This window comes from Pseudomonas sp. NPDC096925 (assembly GCF_044762545.1).
Classification (GTDB): domain Bacteria; phylum Pseudomonadota; class Gammaproteobacteria; order Pseudomonadales; family Pseudomonadaceae; genus Aquipseudomonas.
On sequence record NZ_JBIWEM010000003.1, the window covers coordinates 296,396 to 315,621 of the forward strand.

A 19,226-nucleotide genomic window follows, 5' to 3' on the forward strand; every position below is an offset into this window, starting at 1 on the left:
TACGCACATCAGGCACTACAAGGATTTGTTTGGAAAGGTATTCCCCCAATTTGGGTTGGCACAACCGTTGCTCTAGCCCCATAAACGGGCAAAACGCCATCGATAGCGTAAAGCCATAAGGCCGCGAGCGAGGCACAAGGCTATGAAAACAACTGCCGTGATCCACCCTGCCAGGCATGCGTTCCAGCTGTCCTCTGTCACTGCGCTGATGCTCAGCCTAGGGCTGGTCACGGTCATGGCCGCCCCCCTCGACGACAACAGCATGCCACCGCCGACCGACCCGTCAGCCTACACCAACCAGCCGGCCGACCCGACCCAGGCCTTGCTAGACCTCTACAACATGCCGCCGACCAACCAAGGTGCGCTGGAGCTGACCAATGGCGTGTACGGCGACCGCGACACGGTACGCGCCAACAACGTGCTGCCGCCGGCCCTGCAAACCGGTAACAAATACCCCACCAACGGCAAGCCCAGCCCGCTGTTCGGGGCACTGCCGTTTACCCAGCAGTTGCTGCTGTTCGAGGAATTCGGCACGGAAAAGCTCGACCCCACGCTGCCGCCGCCCCCCCTGACCTTCCCCGTGCCCACCTTGGGCGCAGCACCGGCGCAGGACCCTAACGTGGTAGCTCGCAGCGGCCCCAGCGGCACGGCCCTGGAAGCCTTCCTCAAACAGCCGGGCCTGTACCCGTTCCCGACCCAGTATTCCAACGTGCTCGACCGCAACCCGTGGAAGGCGCAGATCGAGATGTTCCTCAACCGCCAGCCGGTCGGTTCGCCGGCGGAAGGCCGGCCACCAGGAAAAGGCTGGTCGCACCAGCGCTGGAACGAGTTCACCCCGCAGGCGGGGTTCAAGACCGCCCAGGCCGGTGCGCGCATCAACCTTGGCCTGCGTGACCGCAGGCAACTGCACAACTACGCGGTTGGCGAGTTCGCCCCGGGCGGCCTGTACTACCAGACCTCCGACATCCCGACCACGCTGGGCACCACCAAGGGTATCGACACCCGCTTCCACCCGAAAATGCCACTGCAAAACCACAAGTCGCTATGGACCTTCGACGGCACCTTCCCGCCCAAGTTGCTGATGGTGCGCTATGGCCAACCGATCCTGATGCGCCACTACAACGCCTTGCCGATCGACCCTTCGGCCAACGCCGGCTTTGGCCTGCACACCCTTTCGACCCACGAGCACAACGGCCACTCACCGGCCGAGAGTGACGGCTTTGCCAACGCCTATTTCTTCCCAGGGCAGTACTACGACTACCGCTGGCCGCTGCAACTGGCCGGTTACGACACCATCAACACCCGGGCCCAGGACCCGCGTGCAGCGTTCCCCTGCTCGCCGGGTGAAACCCTGTTCGTCAATGACGCCTCGCCAGGCCTGAAAACCTGCCAGAACGGCAGCATCAAGATTCGTGGTGACTGGCGCGAAACCATGAGCACCCACTGGTTCCACGACCACATGCTGGATTTCACGGCGCAGAACGTCTACAAAGGCAACGCCACCATGATGAACTACTACAGCGCCCTGGACCGTGGCAACGAGGCGCTGCAGGATGGCGTGAACCTGCGCTTCCCCAGTGGTTCGGGCATGCCGTGGGGTAACCGCGACTATGACGTCAACCTGGTGATCGCCGACAAGGCCTGGGATGCCAACGGCCAGCTGTGGTTCAACCCGTTCAACACCGATGGTTTCCTCGGCGACCAGATCCTGGTCAACTGGCAGTACCGGCCCGTGCTCAAGGTACGGGCACGCAGCTACCGCTTCCGTATCCTCAACGGCTCGGTGTCGCGCTACTTCAAGTTCGCCGTGGTGCGGGAAATTGCCGGCACCAGTGGCGAATTCAAAGGCCCGACCGGCTCCAACGTATCGTATGCGCGGGTGCCGTTCCACATGATCGCCAACGACGGCAACATCATGGAGCACACCGTGCCGTTCGACGGCACCCTGGACCTCAACGGTGACGGCAACCTGCAGGACAACAACGGCATCCTGCCACTGCAAGGTATCGCCGAGCGTTACGACATCATCATCAACTTCGCCAAGAACGGCATCAAGGTCGGCGACAAGCTGTACTTCGTCAACCTGGAAGAGCACCTGAGCGGCAAGGGGCCGGAAGGCGCCATCGCGCTGGCCGACGTGCTCTCGGAAAAGTACAAGCCAGTGATCAAGCAGACCACCAGCGGCCCGCGCTGGGAAAACGGCGACCCAGGGATCGGCAAGTTCCTGCAGCTTGTGGTACAGCCCTACAGTGGCCAGGACCTGAGCATGAACCCCGCAGACTATGAGCCGGCCAAACCGGGCAAGGCCGAAGGCCTGAAGATGCTACCACTGCCGATTGACCGCAACTCTGCCACCGACCAGGCCAAGCTCAAGGCGGCCCGCCACCGCGAGTTCATCTTCGGTCGCTCCGACGGTACCGATACCCAGCCCTGGACCATCAAGACCGATGGCGGCTTTGGCTACAGCATGGACCCACGGCGTATCGGTGCGGCGCCACAGCTGGCCCAGCAGTCCACCGACGGCGGTTTCAGCGGCGACGGCACCCTGGAAGTGTGGAAAATCGTCAACGGCGGCAATGGCTGGAGCCACCCGGTGCATGTGCACTTCGAGGAAGGTGTGATCCTCAGCCGCGACGGCAAGGCACCGCCAGAATGGGAAAAGTGGGCGCGCAAGGACGTGTACCGCATCGGGCCGGATGTCGATTCGTCGGAGGAAGTGGAAATGGCCATCCGCTTCCGCGAATTTGCCGGCACCTACATGGAGCACTGCCACAACACCCAGCATGAGGACACCTCGATGCTGCTGCGCTGGGACCTGGAACACCCGGGCCAGTTCCAGGTGATGCCGACCCCGCTGCCGGGCTGGGATGGCGTGGAGTACGTGGCTTCGGTTGGCCTGCCGACGTTCCGCACCAAAGACCAAGGCGAAGACCCGGTCAACAAGCCGCCGGTCGCGGCCAACGACAGCGCCGCAACCACGGCCGGCAAGCCGATCACCCTGAATGTACTGGCCAACGACACCGACCCGGAAGGCAACCTGCCGCTGAAGGTCGTCGGTCTCAGCCAACCGGACTCCGGCCAGGGCACCACCAGCACCGATGGCACCACGGTGACCTACACCCCGCCGGCCACGGTTGCCGCGCCGTTCACCGCCAGCTTCAACTACTCGGCGCGTGACGCCAAGGGCGCCGAATCGGTAACACCGGCCACGGTCAGCATCGCGGTAGGCGCAGCGGCGATCGACCAGATCCAGGTCACCACTGCCACGGTGCAGGTGCTCAGCAGCAACCGTTTCACCTGGGAGGTCGCAGGCACTACCTCGGTGGCCACGGGCAACAGCATCACTGTGACCGTGGCTACCACCGGCGGCCCGGTGAACCTGGGCACCGCCACAATGACCGCCACGGGCAGCGGTGCCAGCTGGCGGTTGGTGGCAACCACCAGCGGCTATGGCCCGGCCACGCCGGCGACGGTGACCGTGAAATCGGCGCTGGGGCAGAGCGTGACCGCGCCAGTCAGATACAAGTGAGGGTAAAGCGGGGGCCGCTTGGCGGCCCATCGCCGGCAAGCCGGCTCCCACCTCGACTGCATCGGCTCCAAGCCTTGTGCAGTACCTGTGGAAACTGGCCCAGCCCTTTGGGGCGTAGATAACTGCACTTGCAAGCAGTCCGCATACCCTGTGGGAGCGGCTTTAGCCGCGAAGAATCCAACGCGGTGCATGGCACCGGCTTCGCCGGTGTTCGCGGCTAAAGCCGCTCCCACAGGGCCCCTGCCAACTCAATGAGTGATGTGCAGGCTTGCCGGTGATGGGCTGCGTGGCAGCCTCAATACCGTTACGAGGACCGCATCATGTCCGGCTCATGGCGTTTCCTGCTGGTGCTCTCGCTGTTCGCCGCCAGCATCCCGTTCTGGCCGCTGCAACCGCAACAACCCGTGGCCGAGGAAGCAGCAACCCCTTGGGGCTCCGACTACTTTCCCAACATCCCCCTGCTCACCCAGGACGGGGAAAAAGTGCATTTTTTCGACGACCTGATCAAGGACAAGGTGGTCGCCATCAACTTCATCTTTACCGGCTGCTCCGACTCCTGCCCAGTGGAAACCGCCCGCCTGCGCCAGGTGCAGAAAATCCTCGGTGATCGGGTCGGCAAGGACATCTTCCTCTATTCCATCAGCATCGACCCCTACAACGACACCCCCGCCACCCTCAAGCGCTACGCCGAAAAGTTCGGCATCGGCCCTGGCTGGACGCTGCTCACCGGCGAGCCGGCCGATATAGAGCAATTGCGCCGTAGCCTCGGCCTGTACATCGAAGGCCTGGAAAACGGCCGCTCCAAGGACCACAACCTGAGCCTGATCATCGGCAACCAGGCCACCGGCCGCTGGATGAAGGCCTCGCCCTTCGAAAGCCCGTACATCCTCGCCGACCGCCTGGGCAACAGCCTGCACAACTGGAAACAGGCCAGTGCCATGGCCAATGACTACGCCCAGGCGCCCAAGGTACGCCCCCCCAGCAGCGGCGAGCAGCTTTTCCGTACCCGCTGTTCGTCCTGCCACACCCTTGGCAACGCCGAGCCAGGGCAACCCGGCATCGGTCCTGACCTGCTGGGCGTGACCCGCCAGCGTGACGCCAACTGGCTGACCCGCTGGCTTAAGGAACCCGACCAGATGCTGGCACAGAAAGACCCCCTGGCCATGCTTCTGTACGAACAATACAACCGCCTGGCCATGCCCAACATGCGCCTGGGCGATGCCGAAGTCAGCGCGCTGATGAGCTACATAGAGGAAGAAACCGCACGCCTGCAGACGCCCCTGGCAGAAAAGGGAAACCCTTAAAGGCAACGCGCCATCAGTCATGCTGAAACCACAGCCGGGACAGGCAACCCATTTCGGTTTATCGTGTGCCCATCGCCCACCGACACCCGCACCATGACCGACATCGAGCGCTACCTCCGCGCCGCCACCCGTGACAACACCCGGCGCAGCTACCAGGCCGCCATCGAGCATTTCGAAACCCACTGGGGCGGCTTTCTCCCTGCCACGGCCGAGAGCATTGCCCGCTACCTGGCCGATCACGCAGACCAGCATGCAGTCAGCACCCTGCGCCAGCGCCTGGCCGCGCTCAGCCAATGGCACGTGGCCCAAGGTTTCCCCGACCCGACCAAGGCACCGCTGGTGCGCCAGGTACTACGCGGCATCCGCACCCTGCACCCGGCACCGCCCAGGCAAGCCGCGCCGCTGTTGCTGCAGCACCTGCAAAGCGCAGTGGAATGTTTTGAAGAAGAAGCCCGCCAGGCCCGGGAACACCATGACCTGGCCGCCTTGCGCCGGGCGCGCCGCGACGCTGCCCTGTTGTTGCTGGGCTTCTGGCGCGGTTTTCGGGGTGATGAACTGGCACGCCTGCGCGTCGAGCACATCCAGGCCGAGGCCGGTGTCGGCATTACCCTGTTCCTGCCGCGCAGCAAGGGCGACCGCGAAGCCCTGGGCGTACAACACCGCACCCCGGCCCTCAAGGCCTTGTGCCCGGTCACCGCCTACCTGCAATGGCTGGAAGTCGCCGGCATCGCCCATGGGCCGGTGTTCCGCAAACTCGACCGCTGGGGCAACCTCAGCGACGCCGCGCTCAACAGCAACAGCCTGGTCGGCCTGTTGCGGCGCATGCTGGAACGCGCCGGGGTACCAGCGGCGCTGTATACCGGCCACTCGCTGCGCCGTGGCTTTGCCACCTGGGCCACGGCCAACGGCTGGGAGTTGAAGTCGCTGATGAGCTACGTGGGGTGGAAAGACGCCAAGTCGGCGTTACGTTACATCGACGCGGCGCAGCGCTTTGGCGAACTGGCCGTGCTACCGGCCAGCCAGGCGCAAAAGCTTATTCCTTAGGTACACCGCCCCAGCGGGCAATACCCTTTGGGAATTTACACCGTGCAGCATCCAATGGGTGCATGGCACCGGCTTCGCCGGTGCTCGCGGTGAACCCGCTCCCACAGCGCTCACCGGTCAACCTGCTCAAATCTGCTTCGCGCAACGCCACAAGCGCCCGATATCACAAGCTCGCGCCCGCAGAAGCCCGGCGGCATTGGCACATGCCTGCTCCAGGCTCATCGGCCCACTGGCCAGGGCAAAGGCGGCATCGACCCCATGGGCATACAGCTGCTGGTAGCCCTCACCCAAGGTCCCGGCCAGCACCACCACCGGCACCCCATGGCGCTTGGCAACCCTGGCCACACCCATCGGCGTCTTGCCACGCAAGGTCTGGGCGTCGAAGCGCCCTTCGCCGGTCACCACCAGGTCCGCGCCTTGCACCAAGGCATCCAGGCCGGCCAGTTCGGCTACCACTTCCACCCCGGGACGGAACTGCGCGTCCATGAATGCCCGGGCCGCGAACCCCATGCCGCCGGCAGCGCCGCAGCCAGGGTAGTCGCGCACATCCTCCCCCAGCAACTGCGCACAATGGTCGGCAAAATGACCCAGGGCCTGGTCCAGCGCCTGCACCTGCTGCGGGTTGGCGCCCTTCTGCGGGCCGAAGATCGCCGAGGCGCCATTGGCGCCACACAGCGGGTTGTCGACGTCTGCCGCAACTTCGAATTGCACCTCGGCCAGACGCGGGTCGAGGTCGCTGGCATCGATGCGGGCCAGTTTGGCCAAGGCCAGGCCGCCCTCTTCCAGTGCTTGCCCGTCGGCGTCCAGCAGGCGCAGGCCCAGCGCCCGCAACATGCCGCTGCCCGCGTCGTTGGTGGCACTGCCGCCGATGGCCAGCACTACCCGTTGCGCGCCGGCGGCCAGGGCGGCGGCAATCAGCTCGCCGGTGCCCCAGGTGCTGCTGCGACAGGCATCGCGCAGGCCAGTCGGCACCAGCTGCAGGCCACTGGCCTGGGCCATTTCGATGATTGCCGTGCGGCTTTGCGGTAGCCAGCCCCAACCGGCCTCGACGCTTTGCCCCAGTGGCCCGCGCACGGTCTGACAACGCAGTTCGCCGTGGCTGGCGGCAAGAATCGCATCCATGGTGCCTTCGCCACCGTCGGCCATCGGGCACTCGACCAGCTCGGCCTCCGGCCAGGCCTCGCCCAGGCCCGTCGCAATGGCGCGGGCGACACCGGCAGCGTCGAGGCTGTCCTTGAACGAGTCGGGGGCAATGACGATCTTCATGGGGTTTCTCCTGTCCAGATGAGCGGCATGCTGACAGGTGCTTGCCAAGGTGGCCTCGGTCAAATGCACAAAACGCCGGGCGGGTTGTTTGGGCAGATGCCTTTCGCCTGTATTGGCCCTATCGCCGGTGCAGGCAACCCTTCAGTCGGCAGGCAGCAGCTGCAACCCCAGGTACAAGCTAAGCATGCCTTCCATGCGCAGCGGGTCCACCTCGCCCAGTTCGGCAATCCGTTCCAGGCGGTAGCGCAGGCTGTTGCGGTGGATGCCCAGGGCATCGGCACAGGCCTGGCTCTGGCCATCGTGGGCACACCAGGCGCGCAGGGTGGTGAGCAACTGCCCACTACTGTCCTTGCTGCGAATTCGCTGCAAAGGCTCCAGCAATTCATCCAGCGCATCATCGTTGCGATGCCGCCACAGCAAGGCTGGCAACCGGTAGCGCTGCAAGCTGAGCAGGCGCTCGCCGGGCAGTACCTCGCGCCCATAGGCCAACAGGTCGCGCACCCGGCGATAACCCCGGCGCAGTTGTTCCAGGCTTTGCGCGGCACCGCCCAGGGCCAGCCGTTCCACTTCCCAGCCATTGCGTTGCAGGCGTTCCAGCAGGCGCGGTTCGTCCAGCACCACGCTGGCCGGGCGACACCACAACAACGACTGGCGGGCCGGGCTGACACACCAACTGTCCGGGTAGCGGCTCATCAACCACGCCGACAGCGTTTCGGCGGGTGGCCCCGAGGCCAGCTCGAACAGGCACGGTACCCGTGGCAACTGGGGTTTCAGGCCCAGTTGCCGAGCCTCGTCGAGCAACCGGGGAGAATCGCCGCTGCCGCCCAGCAGCAGGGCCAGCAAATCGTCACAGCGCTGCCGTCGCCATTGCTGGTCGGCCTGCAAATGGCGCTGGGCCAGCAGCATTTCGGCGGTCATGCGCACCAGCTCGCCATAGGTGCGCACTTGCTGCGGGTCACCGGTCAGGCCAAGTACGCCCATCAATCGGCCATCGAGCATCAGCGGCAGGTTCACCCCGGGTTGCACGCCCTTCAGGCATTTGGCCGCGTCGGTGTCCAACTCGACGATCCGGCCGTTGGCCAGTACCAGCTGCGCGCCCTCGTGACGGGTATTGATGCGCTCCGGTTCGCCACTGCCGAGGATCAAACCTTGGCTGTCCATGACATTGACGTTGCAGGGCAGAATTGCCATCGCCCGGTCCACGATATCCTGTGCCAGGTCATGGTCGAGTTCGAACATTGAACGGTCCTTTGGGTGTCAGGTTTTGGGCTCGGGCACAGCAGCCCGGTGCAAGTGCTGTGCAAAAGCACAAAGACAGGCACGCCGCAGTCCCCGAGACTCGTCAGGGCGAGCGCCGGAACAGGCGACGCGGCGACAACCATAACAACAGAGAACCCGATCATGGCATACAGCCCCGCCCCTGACCAAGGCACGGATACCACCCGCAACGCGCTGTACCGGCGCATTACCTTGCGGCTGATTCCGTTCATTTTCATCTGCTACCTGTTCAACTACCTGGACCGCGTCAACGTCGGCTTTGCCAAGCTGCAGATGCTCGACGCCCTGAAGTTCAGCGAAACGGTGTACGGCCTTGGCGCCGGCATCTTCTTCATCGGCTACGTGCTCTGCGGCCTGCCGAGCAACCTGGCGCTCAACCGCTTCGGCCCGCGGCGCTGGATCGCGTTGATGATGATCGCCTGGGGCAGCCTCTCCACCTGTCTGCTGTTCGTCACCACACCCACCGAATTCTACGCCCTGCGCCTGCTGACCGGCGCCGCCGAAGCCGGCTTTTTCCCCGGCGTGGTGCTGTACCTTTCGCGCTGGTTCCCGGCGGCCCGCCGCGGCCGCATCATGGCCCTGTTCATGTCGGCGATCCCGGTGTCGGGCCTGCTCGGCGGGCCGTTCTCCGGCTGGATCCTGCAGCACTTCGCCGCCGGCCAGCACGGCCTGGCCGGCTGGCAATGGATGTTCCTGATCCAGGGCCTGCCGACCGTTGCCTTGGGGGTACTGGCAGTGTTCCTGCTCAGTGACGGCTACCAGAAAGCCGCCTGGCTGAGCCCGGCCGAACGCCAGCTGATTGCCGCCGACCTCGACGCCGATGCCGCCAGCAAGCCGAGCACCACCGGCGACAGCGTGCTCGCCGTGTTGACCAACCCGTTGATCTGGACCTTCGGCTTTGTCTACTTCTGCATCCAGAGCGGTGTGTACGCAATCAACTTCTGGCTGCCGTCGATCATCAAGAACATGGGCTTCGACAACCCGCTGCTGATCGGCTGGCTCAGCGCCATCCCGTACCTGCTGGCCGGTGTGTTCATGATCCTCTGCGGGCGCTCGGCCGACCTGCGCAACGAGCGCCGCTGGCACCTTGTGGTACCGATGCTGATGGGCGCCATCGGTCTGCTGATCGCGGTGAATTTCGCCAGCAACCCGGCCATCGCCATCCTCGGCCTGTCGATTGCCACCATGGGCGCCCTCACCGGCCTGCCGATGTTCTGGCCGATGCCCACCGCGCTGCTCAGCGCCGGCGCAGCTGTCGCCGGCCTTGCGATCATCAACTCGGTGGGCCAGATGGCCGGCTTCCTCAGCCCGTATCTGGTCGGCTTCATCAAGGACCAGACCGGCTCGACCGATGCCGCGCTGTATTCGCTGGCGGCGTTGATCGTGCTGGGTAGCCTGGTGGCCTTGCGGGTAACCCGGGCCGGTGCGCTGAGTACTGCACGGGCCAGTTGAGGCATTCGCGGGTAAACCCGCTCCCACAGGATCACCACCAACTGGACGATTGTGGGATCCATGTGGGAGCGGGTTCACCCGCGAAGAGGCCCGACCAGGCCACACAACAATCCACACCCTCCACCGGTCGTCAGCTCAACGCATCCCCTCCCCAGCCCAGGCGTCAAATGGTTCCAAAGCCCCCTTTGGAGAACCTCCATGACCCAGTACGCCGTGGCCCGCCTGGCCCAGCTCGACGAACACCGCCCCCTGCGCGTCCAGGCCGGCAGCGAGGAGATCATCCTCATCCGCCAGGGCGACCAGGTGCACGCCTACCAGGGCAACTGCCCCCACGAAGGCGCACCACTCAATGAGGGCGTGGTCTGTGGCGGTCTGCTGGTCTGCCCCTGGCACAAGGCCGCGTTCGCCGTGGACGAGGGCGCGGTCTGCGAGCCGCCGGCGCTGGCCGACCTGCGCCGCTACAGCACCTGGGTAAAAGGCGACGAGGTCTGGGTCGACGACCAACCCCTGCCCAGAACCGAGCCGCCCCGCCACAGCGATGCCCGCTGTTTCGTGGTGGTCGGCGCCGGTGCCGCCGGCAGTGCCGCAGTCGCCACCCTGCTGGACCATGGCTTCGCCGGCCACCTGGTCTGGGTCGATCAGGAGCGCCAGCCGGCCTACGATCGTACTTCCCTCAGCAAGTTCGTGATCGCCGGGCAGATGCCGCCCGATGAAGTGCCAGCCCTGCTCGACGCCGACGCCCTGCGCAAGGGCCAACTGCAGCGCAAGCATGGCAAGGTGCGCACCCTGAACGCTCAGAAGCGCCAGGTCACTCTGGCCGACGGCCAGCAGATCGACTATGACGCCTGCCTGCTGGCCACCGGCGGCAAGGCACTGCGGCCCGATATCCCGGGAGTCGATCTGCCCGGGGTATTTACCCTGCGTTCACGGGAGGATGCCGCGCACCTGCTGGACGCTGCCGAGCCCGGCCAGCCGGTCGTGATCGTCGGCGACGGGTTCATCGGCCTGGAAGCCGCCTCTGCCTTGCGCAAGTACGGCCTGCAGGTGCACCTGGTCACTCGCCACGAAGTCCCCCTGGCCCGGCAGTTGGGTGAGCGCATCGGCCGTAGCATCCGCGAGCTGCACGAACGCAAGGGGGTCACCTTCCACGGCCCCACCGAGGTCGAACGGATCGAGGGCCAGGGCAAGGTCGAAGCCGTGCTGCTGGCCAACGGTGAGCGGCTACAGACACCATTGGTGCTGTTGGGCACCGGGGTAGAACCGGCGACCACTTTCATCCAGGGCGTGCTGCTGACCGAAGACAAGTCGGTGCAAGTCGATGCCGAAATGCGCGCGGCAGATGGCCTATGGGCTGCGGGGGATATCGCCACCTTTCCGCTCAGCGGGCGCCCGGTGCGTATCGAACACTGGCGCCTGGCCCAGCAACACGGGGTGATCGCCGCCGCCAACATGCTCGGCGAGCAACGCCGCTATGCCGACGTGCCGTTCTTCTGGACCTACCAGCACGGCCGCACCTACGAAGTACTGGGTCACGCACGGGACTGGAACCGTATCGAATTCGTCGGCGAGCCGGAAAAAGGCGACTTCATCGCCCTGCAATGCGTGGATGAGCGGGTCGAGGCGGTCATCGCCAAGGGCTATTCCGATGCCATGGCGACACTGTCACAACGCCTGAAGCGCCCGTTGAGCCTGCAAGAGGCCTTGGCGTTGATCGGTTGAGGCCGCCTTTCATTGCGCCCCGGTTGTGTGTAAAACAGGTAGATCAGCCAACTGTCAAAGGACCCACGCGCATGATCTACCGCCCCCTCGGCCACAGTGGCCTGCAGGTTTCCGCCCTTACCCTGGGCAGCATGATGTTCGGCGAGCAGACCAGCACCGAGGACGCCCTGCGCATCATCGACAAGGCCTGGGACCAGGGCATCAACTTCATCGACACTGCTGACGTGTACAACGCCGGGCGCGCAGAGGAAATCGTCGGCGAAGCGGTGGCCCGCCATCGGCAGGACTGGATCGTGGCCAGCAAGGTCGGCTTCGGCCCGGCCGATGGCCTGCCCAACCGCAGCGGGCTGTCGCGCAAACACATCTTCAATGCCCTCGATGCCACGCTGACGCGCATGGACATGGACTACCTGGACATCTACTACCTGCACCGCGAAGACCACAAAGTACCGCTGGAAGAGAGCGTGCAGGCCATCGGCGACCTGCTGCGCCAGGGCAAGATCCGCTACTGGGGCCTGTCCAACTTCCGTGGCTGGCGCATCGCCGAGGCCTGCCACATTGCCGAGCGGCTGGGCGTGCCGAGGCCGGTGGTGAGCCAACCGCTGTACAACATCGTCAACCGCCAGGCCGAACCGGAGCAGCTCACCGCTGCGGCTGCCCACGGCCTTGGTGTAGTGCCATACAGCCCGCTCGCGCGGGGCGTGCTCAGTGGCAAGTATGCGCCAGGCGCAGTGCCAGATGCCGGTAGCCGTGCCGGGCGCCAGGACAAACGCATCATGGAGGTGGAATGGCGCCAGGAGTCGCTGGCCACCGCCCGGCAGATCCAGGCCTATGTTGAAGCCAAGGGCGTGGGTATCGTCGAGTTCGCTATCGCCTGGGTGCTGAACAACCAGCTGGTCAGTTCGGCGATTGTCGGGCCGCGTACGGAAGAACAGTGGGATACCTATGGCGGTGCGCTGGCGGTGAAGATCACGGCAGAGGATGAGGCGTTCATCGATTCATTGGTGACGCCGGGGCATGCGTCGACGCCGGGGTTCAATGATGTGGCTCATTATGTGACTGGGCGGTTGGCCCGCAGCTGATCACCCTCCTGTTCCGGCCTCTTCGCGGGTAAACCCGCTCCCACAGGATTACCTAGGCCTCAGGGCCTGTGCAATCCCTGTGGGAGCGGGTTTACCCGCGAAGAGGCCGGCAGGGTTTAGCTCAGTTCAGCCAAGGCTCGCGCGGCATAGGCATGCGAACGCTGCCGCGACAGCGGGTCGTGGATGCGGCAGTCAATCATCAGTTCATCTGCGGCGGTCTGCTCGATCAGCAAGCGCAACCCTTCCCTTACCCGCTCCGGCCCACCGGCCACGGTGCAGGCCATGACTTGCTCAAGTACCGCGCGCTCATGGTCCGGCAGGCTCTCGACATAACCTTCCTGTGGCTTGGGCAACAGGCCGAAGCGCCCCACATGCAAGTCCAGCATCCACTTGCGATGGGAGCTGGCCAGGTAGTCCGCCTCGGCATCGCTGTCGGCGGCGAACAGGTTCATGCCCACCATCACATAAGGCTTGGCCAGTTGTGCCGAAGGCTGGAAGTTGGCCCGGTAATGGGCGATGGCCTGCAGCAGGTAGCGCGGGGCAAAGTGCGAGGCAAAGGCATAGGGCAAGCCCAGTTTCGCCGCCAGGTCGGCGCCGAACAGGCTGGAGCCGAGGATCCATACCGGCACATCGTGGCTGCCAGGTACGCCACGCACCCGGCGCTTGCCGTTGTCGGCCAGATAATCGCGCAACTCGGCGATGTCCTGGCTGAAATCACGCTCTGGTGCGGCACCACGCAAGGCACGCACGGTTGGCCCTGAGGTGCCTGGCGCACGGCCCAGCCCTAGGTCGATTCGGCCTGGGTGCAGGGTGTCTAGCGTGCCGAACTGCTCGGCCACCACCAGCGGCGCATGGTTGGGCAGCATGATGCCACCGGCGCCGACGCGGATATGCCGGGTGGCGTTTGCGATTTCGTTGATGACCAGTGACGTGGCGGCCGAGCCGATGCCCGGCATGTCGTGGTGTTCGGCGATCCAGTAGCGGCTGTATTGCTGTTGCTCGACATGGCGCGCCAGTTGGCGGGACTCTTCGATCGCGTCGGCGAAGGTCTTGCCTTCGCCGATCATGACCAGGTCCAGTACGGACAGTGCAGTCATGGGGTCTCCACGGGGATTCTCGGTGACTGCCAGTTTCCCTGCTGCGCAGCCAGCGATAAACCCGGCTTCAGGCCCGGCACAGGGGCCTGCCAGTCCCCAATCAGTATTCCCAGGGCACGCCCGGTTCCCAGCTGGCTACCAGCAGGTCGATGAAGCCGCGTACCCGTGGCGACAGATGGCGCTTGCTTGGATAGACGATGCGAATCGGGTCCGCTGGCGGCCGATAGGCTTGCAGCACCTCCACCAGGGTGCCGGCGCGCAAGTCGTCGCCGGTGATGTAGGTAGGCAGGTGAATCAGCCCGAAACCCGCCCGCGCGCCATCGAGCATCGCCTCGGAGCTGTCGATGTTCAGCCGCCCGGGGTCTTCGCACAGGTGCAGCCCCGCTTCGGTATGGAAGCGCCACGGCATGGTCTTTTCGCCGGCCAGGAAGGCGATCTTGTCGTGGCCATAGAGGTCGCCGGGCACCTGCGGTACGCCGCGCGCGTCCAGGTAAGCGGGCGAGGCGCAGGTGACAAACTGCTGCCAGGCCACCGTGCGGGTCAACAGTTGCGAGTCTTCCTTCGGTGCACCGATACGCACCGCAACGTCGATACCCTCCTCGACCAGGTCGACGAAACGGTCGGTGAAGCGGATGTCGGCGCGCAGCTCGGGCCACTGCTTCAGGTAGCGGTCAAGCATCGGCAACACATGGCGCTGGCCGAATGACAGGGGGGCTGTCAGGCGCAGGGTGCCGGTGGGCTTGCCACGGCGCTGGGCCATGGTGCTTTCCACTTCGTCCAGGTCATCCAGAATCTGCCGCCAGCGCTCGTAGGCCACCAGGCCCTCGTCGGTCAGGCTCAGCTTGCGCGTGGTGCGATTGAGCAGGCGTACGGCCATGCGCGCTTCCAGACGGGCGATGCTCTTGCCCACCGCCGAGCGCGTCAGGCCGAGGGTGGCAGCGGCGGCGGTAAAACTGCCGGCCTTCACCGCACTGACGAAGGCGGCGATGTCGCCGAAGCGGTTGGGTTCCATGGGCGGTTCCTGAGTCCGGTGCGGCCGGCCTAGATGGGTATGAATCTGTGAAATACAAGCGGGGGCTGCTTTGCAGCCCTTCGCGGCCCCGATTACTGGTTCAGGATAATCCTTTGATGACCAGCAGATGCACCGGATAAAACAGGTAACCCCAACGTCCCACCGCAGGCACCCGCCAACCCTCATGGCGCAGCAGCGACCACCCGAGGGGAATCGCCGAGGCTGCGGCCATCAGCGTCAGCACGGTAATTGGCGCCAGCAGATGCTCCCTTAACCAGCTGTTGGTCAGGTTCCCGCCCATGGCCAACAGGCAAGGCAACAACCAGGCCGCCCCTCCCTTGCTGCGCGCCATCAACCAGGCGCCCGGCAGCATCACCCCCGCCAGCCCGTACATCAACTGTTCACTGAACAGCCACCCCGCAAGCAGACTGGCAAGGCCAATCACTCGCGCCGATCTCAATGAGTGATGCACACCCCAGGCGACCAGCAACCCCAACACCAGGGTCGGCATCACGCTGAACGTTGGCGAACCACTGTCCAGCCAACGATACACAGGCTCCGACAGCCCCGCGAACACCAGCATCAGCACCACATAACGCAGGTTGCCGCGGGTGTACAGCGCCTCTGCCCTGCCGCGCCCCACATTCACCGCAATCGCCAGGCAAAACAGCGGAAATGCCAACCGGCCGAGTACGAACAGGCCATCGGCATCAGGCCAAAGGAAGCGTAGGTGGTCGGCGACCATGGTCAGCATCGCCGTCCACTTGACCAGGTCCAGCCCGGCTGAGCGCATGCCTCAGTGCCCGCGCTCGACTGGGCCGGCCCCCAGGTGGCGATCGGTCCAGGCAGCCAGTGGCAATGGTGGCTGCTGCTCGACGATCCGTCGCCAGATCAGCACCAGGTCGTCGCCATTGAACGCCGAGCCTGGCCCGGCACCCTTCCACATTGATGGCACATCGGCAATCCAGTGCCCCTGGCTGTCACGGTGGGCCATGCTGAAGCGGAACGTGTAGTTTCCCGGTATGCCCATACGCAGGTCGCTGACCACCAGCGCATCACCTACCTGGTCGTAGCGCAGCCAGTCATCGGTAAACCAGCGCAAGCGCTGGTGCAACGGGTGCCCGGCCAGCGCTTGCGCCAGCTGCAGATTACGCGGCAAACGCTGCATTTCTGGCGCCTGCTGGTCAAACCCGCTGCTGATGCCTTCGTAGTAATCGCCGTCCGGGGTCTTGGCCAGCACCCGCCAGACCAGGCTGTTGAAGGCGATCGGCACGGCACGTACCTGGCTGACGGCAATACCTTGCTGGTCGAGGGCCGCCTGGAAACGCTGCTCGGCCGCCATGCGTCCGGCCAGGCCGAAACCCAGGTAGGCTGCGCTGAACACCAAGGCCAAGGTCAGAAACTGCGTGGCCCGGCTCGTCAGCCCTTTGATGATTGCGTAGGTCACCGCCGCCAGCAGCGGCACGGTGTACACCGGGTCGATGATGAACACCGCTGCCCAGCTTTCCGGGGTGGCCTGCAAGGGCCAGAACAACTGCGTGCCGTAGACCGTGAAGGCGTCGAGCAACGGGTGGGTGACCAGCACCAGCCAGAACGCCAGGAACAGCCTGGGCAAGGTATAGCCTTTGCCTGGCCAGCACTTGTGGACCAGCCAGGCCAGCAGCAAGGCCAGCCCGGTGAGCACGAACAGGGAATGAGAAAAACCACGGTGGTAGGTCATCTGCGACACCGGATCGGCGTAGCGGATGATCACGTCAAGGTCGGGCAGCGTGCCCAGCGCCGCGCCATACAGCAGCGAGCGGCGGCCCTGGATACGGCCGAGTACGGTGCCTTGAAGGGCAGCGCCGAGAACGGCTTGGGTGATGGAGTCCAAGGGTGGCGATCCTGAAAAGGTGGTTTCAGGAAACTACCCTCATCTCAGAACAACTGCCAGGTATACACCAGCGTCAAGCGGTTCTCGTCGATGTCGCTGCGGTAATTGGACCGGGCCATGGCATTGCGTACCCGGATCCCCAGCCCCTTCAGCACCCCGCTCTGCACCGCGTAACCAATGTCCAGGTCACGCTCGCGGTCACGCCCTTCATAACCCAGCCCGGTATCGACATTGTTACCCGTGATGTAGCGCACCGTCGCGGTCAGCCCCGGCACGCCCATGGCCGCAAAGTTGTAGTCGTAGCGCACCTGGTATGAGCGTTCGTCGGTATAGGCGAACTCATAAGTGGGCACTTCGTTACCCAGCGGCGAGATGTTGGCGAACACCCGTGGGAACGGGGTGTCGCCATAAATGCCCTGGTAGCCGGCATGCAAGCTGTGCCCGCCATGCCGGGCGGTAAACATCGAGAAGAACGCCTGGTTGTCGATGTTGCCGAGCAACGCATCGCCATCCTCACGCGCGGTGAAATACCCCAGGTTGGCGCTGAGCACCCAGTTGCCTACGGGCTTGCTGTGCTTGAGGCCGACAAAGCCCTGTTCGTAGATGTCCTCCAGCTGCCCGTACCACAGGCTGACACTGCTCTGGTTGGCATTGAATGCATAGTCCCCGCCCAGGTAGTTGAAGGCATCGCTTTCTACCTGGCGCATCGGCACATGGCCGAGCATGGGGTTCATCTTGCCGTCGCCGCCTTCGTTGCGCAGGTGGGTGCTCTTCAGGTGCCCGGTCTGCACTGTCAGGCCGTCGATTTCCGCAGAGCTCAGGCTGACGCCTTGATAGGTCGGTGGCAGCAGGCGGATGTCGCTGAAAGTCAGCACCGGCAGGTTGGGTTGCAGTTCGCCGACGCGCAGTTCGGTCTTCGACAAGCGGGCCTTGAAAGTGGGTGCCAGGCGGCTGTATTCGTCGGCGGCGCGGCCGTCGCCGTGCACCGGCAGCAACCCGGTGTTGGTGCGGTCGGGGCTGCTGTCGAGCTTGATGCCCAGCAGGCCCAGCGCATCCAAGCCAAAGCCGACCGTGCCCGGGGTGTAGCCGGACTTGAAGTCGAGGATGAAACCCTGGGCCCACTCCTCGGCCCTGGATTGCCGGTTGGCCCCGACAATGTCGGAGAAGTCGCGGCTGAAGTAGTAGTTACGGGCACTCAGGGTAGCCTTCGAATCCTCGAAGAGGCCGCCTTCGGCGGCCAGCAACGGTTGGCTGAGCAAAGTCAGGCCCAGGGCGACGCAAGGGGTGTGGTTCATTCCGAAGCTCTCTTGATCTTGTTTTTATGGGTTAAGCGTTGGAAACACAGCGGTTCAGGGGGTACGGGGCAGCACCTCCCGGGCACGTGGCTGGCCCAGCCTCAGCAGCGCATGGGCCAGCAGGCCGAACAGCAAGCCCCAGAACGCCGCCGAAAGGCCCAGGAAGGCCACCCCCGAAGCGGTGACCAGGAAGGTGAACAACCCGGCATCGCGCTCGGCCGGGTCCGCCAGGCTGCGGGCCAGGGCCTCGCTGATGGCGCCATACAGGGCCAGCCCGGCCAGGGCGGCGATCAGGGCGGCGGGAAAAGCCGCGAACAGCGACATCAGCGTTGCTCCGGCGACGCCCAGCAACAGGTACAGCGCACTGCCAGCCACCGCCGCGACATAGCGCCGCCGTGGGTTTTCATGGGCTTCATGGCCGGTACACAGGCTGGCGGTGACTGCCGCCAGGTTCAGCCCGTGGCAACCGAACGGCGCCAGCGCGGCACCGGCCAGGGCACTGGCACCGATGATCGGGCTGGCCGACGTGGGGTAGCCGGCGTTGCGCAGTACCGCCATGCCCGGCATGAACTGCCCGGTCAGGGCCACCAGCACCAGCGGTAGTGCCAGGCTGAATACCGCTGCCAGGCTGAACTGCGGGGTGACCCACTGCGGTGACGCCAGCTCCAGCACCAACGCCTCGCTGCGAAACGCCCCGCTGGCCACGGTCATCACCGTGCCCACGCACAGCACCGCCGCCACGGCGTAGCGCGGCTGCACCCGGCGCATCAGCAGGTAGGTGACGAACATTGCCAGTACCAGCAGTGGTTGCACCGGCAAGGCGCGGAACACCTCGATGCCGAAGCTGAACAGGATGCCGGCCTGCATGCCGGCGGCGATGGAGCCCGGCAGGCGCGCGATGATGCGGTCGAAGGCCCCGCTGATGCCGATCAGCAACAGGACCAGGTTGGCCACCAGGTAGGCACCCACGGCCTGCTCCAGGCCCAGTAGCGGCAAGGCGGTGACCAGCAGCGCCGAGCCAGGGATCGACCAGGCGATTACCACCGGCACCCGGTAGCGCAGGCTGAGCAGCGCGCCGAGCACGGCGCTGCCCATGGACACTGCCCAGACCCAGGAGGACAGTTGCCGATGAGACAGGCCGGCGGCTTCGGCGGCGTGAAAGATGATCACCAGTGGGCCGGCGTAGGAGATCATCGTGGCGATGCAGCCAGCGACGATGGCCGACAGGGAGCAGTCCTTGATCAGGGTTTTCATGACGCTTCTCGCAAGGCAGCG

The 19,226-nt window shown here is 65.0% G+C and carries 14 protein-coding genes; 6 read left to right on the top strand and 8 right to left on the bottom strand.

From position 1 onward, the window contains the following. Positions 1-142 precede the first annotated feature (142 nt). From ACIQYU_RS11880 to ACIQYU_RS11890, 3 genes are all read left to right on the top strand, one after another. Complete coding sequence (locus ACIQYU_RS11880) at positions 143-3,529, top strand: Ig-like domain-containing protein (protein WP_402799968.1); 3,387 nt, start codon at positions 143-145, stop codon at positions 3,527-3,529. Between the two features lie 320 nt (positions 3,530-3,849). Then, positions 3,850-4,833, top strand: a complete 984-nt coding sequence (locus ACIQYU_RS11885) for an SCO family protein (protein WP_402799970.1) — start codon at positions 3,850-3,852, stop codon at positions 4,831-4,833. Between the two features lie 93 nt (positions 4,834-4,926). After that, positions 4,927-5,877, top strand: a complete 951-nt coding sequence (locus tag ACIQYU_RS11890) for a site-specific integrase (RefSeq protein ID WP_207831922.1) — start codon at positions 4,927-4,929, stop codon at positions 5,875-5,877. Between the two features lie 126 nt (positions 5,878-6,003). Here the strand turns inward: ACIQYU_RS11890 and ACIQYU_RS11895 are convergent, their stop codons facing one another. Together ACIQYU_RS11895 and ACIQYU_RS11900 are read right to left on the bottom strand one after the other, a co-directional pair. Then, positions 6,004-7,143: a glycerate kinase gene (locus ACIQYU_RS11895; protein WP_233687793.1), complete on the bottom strand. Its 1,140-nt coding sequence runs from the start codon at positions 7,141-7,143 to the stop codon at positions 6,004-6,006. A 141-nt stretch (positions 7,144-7,284) separates the two neighbouring features. Then, the gene (locus ACIQYU_RS11900) at positions 7,285-8,382 is read right to left on the bottom strand and encodes a sugar diacid recognition domain-containing protein (protein WP_233687792.1); all 1,098 of its coding nucleotides are present in this window, start codon (positions 8,380-8,382) and stop codon (positions 7,285-7,287) included. A gap of 162 nt (positions 8,383-8,544) precedes the next feature. Here ACIQYU_RS11900 and ACIQYU_RS11905 point away from each other — a divergent pair, with 162 nt between their 5' ends. From ACIQYU_RS11905 to ACIQYU_RS11915, 3 genes are all read left to right on the top strand, one after another. After that, on the top strand, positions 8,545-9,873 hold the full coding sequence (locus ACIQYU_RS11905) for an MFS transporter (RefSeq protein ID WP_207831915.1): 1,329 nt from the start codon (positions 8,545-8,547) through the stop codon (positions 9,871-9,873). Between the two features lie 198 nt (positions 9,874-10,071). Next, the gene (locus tag ACIQYU_RS11910; RefSeq protein ID WP_233687791.1) at positions 10,072-11,592 is read left to right on the top strand and encodes an FAD-dependent oxidoreductase; all 1,521 of its coding nucleotides are present in this window, start codon (positions 10,072-10,074) and stop codon (positions 11,590-11,592) included. Positions 11,593-11,663: 71 nt separating this feature from the next. Next, positions 11,664-12,674 (top strand): aldo/keto reductase, encoded by a 1,011-nt coding sequence (locus ACIQYU_RS11915; protein ID WP_207831912.1) that lies wholly within the window; start codon positions 11,664-11,666, stop codon positions 12,672-12,674. Between the two features lie 116 nt (positions 12,675-12,790). Here the strand turns inward: ACIQYU_RS11915 and ACIQYU_RS11920 are convergent, their stop codons facing one another. The 6 genes from ACIQYU_RS11920 to ACIQYU_RS11945 all read right to left on the bottom strand — a co-directional run bounded on the left by ACIQYU_RS11920 (position 12,791) and on the right by ACIQYU_RS11945 (position 19,205). After that, positions 12,791-13,771, bottom strand: a complete 981-nt coding sequence (locus tag ACIQYU_RS11920; RefSeq protein ID WP_402799978.1) for an LLM class flavin-dependent oxidoreductase — start codon at positions 13,769-13,771, stop codon at positions 12,791-12,793. Positions 13,772-13,871: 100 nt separating this feature from the next. Then, complete coding sequence (locus ACIQYU_RS11925; protein ID WP_063914102.1) at positions 13,872-14,783, bottom strand: LysR family transcriptional regulator; 912 nt, start codon at positions 14,781-14,783, stop codon at positions 13,872-13,874. A 100-nt stretch (positions 14,784-14,883) separates the two neighbouring features. Further along, positions 14,884-15,576, bottom strand: coding sequence for a TraX family protein (locus tag ACIQYU_RS11930; RefSeq protein ID WP_233687789.1), 693 nt, complete (start codon positions 15,574-15,576; stop codon positions 14,884-14,886). Between the two features lie 3 nt (positions 15,577-15,579). Further along, the gene (locus tag ACIQYU_RS11935; protein ID WP_207831906.1) at positions 15,580-16,656 is read right to left on the bottom strand and encodes a metal-dependent hydrolase; all 1,077 of its coding nucleotides are present in this window, start codon (positions 16,654-16,656) and stop codon (positions 15,580-15,582) included. A 44-nt stretch (positions 16,657-16,700) separates the two neighbouring features. Beyond that, on the bottom strand, positions 16,701-17,951 hold the full coding sequence (locus ACIQYU_RS11940) for an OprD family porin (RefSeq protein ID WP_402799984.1): 1,251 nt from the start codon (positions 17,949-17,951) through the stop codon (positions 16,701-16,703). A gap of 54 nt (positions 17,952-18,005) precedes the next feature. Beyond that, entirely contained in the window at positions 18,006-19,205 is a 1,200-nt protein-coding gene (locus ACIQYU_RS11945; protein WP_207831902.1) for a benzoate/H(+) symporter BenE family transporter, read from the bottom strand. Positions 19,206-19,226 lie beyond the last annotated feature (21 nt).

Excerpts from the sequence above, each read along its gene's own strand:
- ACIQYU_RS11880 (WP_402799968.1), top strand. The coding sequence starts at position 143 with ATGAAAACAACTGCCGTGATCCACCCTGCCAGGCATGCGTTCCAGCTG.
- ACIQYU_RS11885 (WP_402799970.1), top strand. The coding sequence starts at position 3,850 with ATGTCCGGCTCATGGCGTTTCCTGCTGGTGCTCTCGCTGTTCGCCGCC.
- ACIQYU_RS11890 (WP_207831922.1), top strand. The coding sequence starts at position 4,927 with ATGACCGACATCGAGCGCTACCTCCGCGCCGCCACCCGTGACAACACC.
- ACIQYU_RS11895 (WP_233687793.1), bottom strand. The coding sequence starts at position 7,143 with ATGAAGATCGTCATTGCCCCCGACTCGTTCAAGGACAGCCTCGACGCT.
- ACIQYU_RS11900 (WP_233687792.1), bottom strand. The coding sequence starts at position 8,382 with ATGTTCGAACTCGACCATGACCTGGCACAGGATATCGTGGACCGGGCG.
- ACIQYU_RS11905 (WP_207831915.1), top strand. The coding sequence starts at position 8,545 with ATGGCATACAGCCCCGCCCCTGACCAAGGCACGGATACCACCCGCAAC.
- ACIQYU_RS11910 (WP_233687791.1), top strand. The coding sequence starts at position 10,072 with ATGACCCAGTACGCCGTGGCCCGCCTGGCCCAGCTCGACGAACACCGC.
- ACIQYU_RS11915 (WP_207831912.1), top strand. The coding sequence starts at position 11,664 with ATGATCTACCGCCCCCTCGGCCACAGTGGCCTGCAGGTTTCCGCCCTT.
- ACIQYU_RS11920 (WP_402799978.1), bottom strand. The coding sequence starts at position 13,771 with ATGACTGCACTGTCCGTACTGGACCTGGTCATGATCGGCGAAGGCAAG.
- ACIQYU_RS11925 (WP_063914102.1), bottom strand. The coding sequence starts at position 14,783 with ATGGAACCCAACCGCTTCGGCGACATCGCCGCCTTCGTCAGTGCGGTG.
- ACIQYU_RS11930 (WP_233687789.1), bottom strand. The coding sequence starts at position 15,576 with ATGCGCTCAGCCGGGCTGGACCTGGTCAAGTGGACGGCGATGCTGACC.
- ACIQYU_RS11940 (WP_402799984.1), bottom strand. The coding sequence starts at position 17,951 with ATGAACCACACCCCTTGCGTCGCCCTGGGCCTGACTTTGCTCAGCCAA.
- ACIQYU_RS11945 (WP_207831902.1), bottom strand. The coding sequence starts at position 19,205 with ATGAAAACCCTGATCAAGGACTGCTCCCTGTCGGCCATCGTCGCTGGC.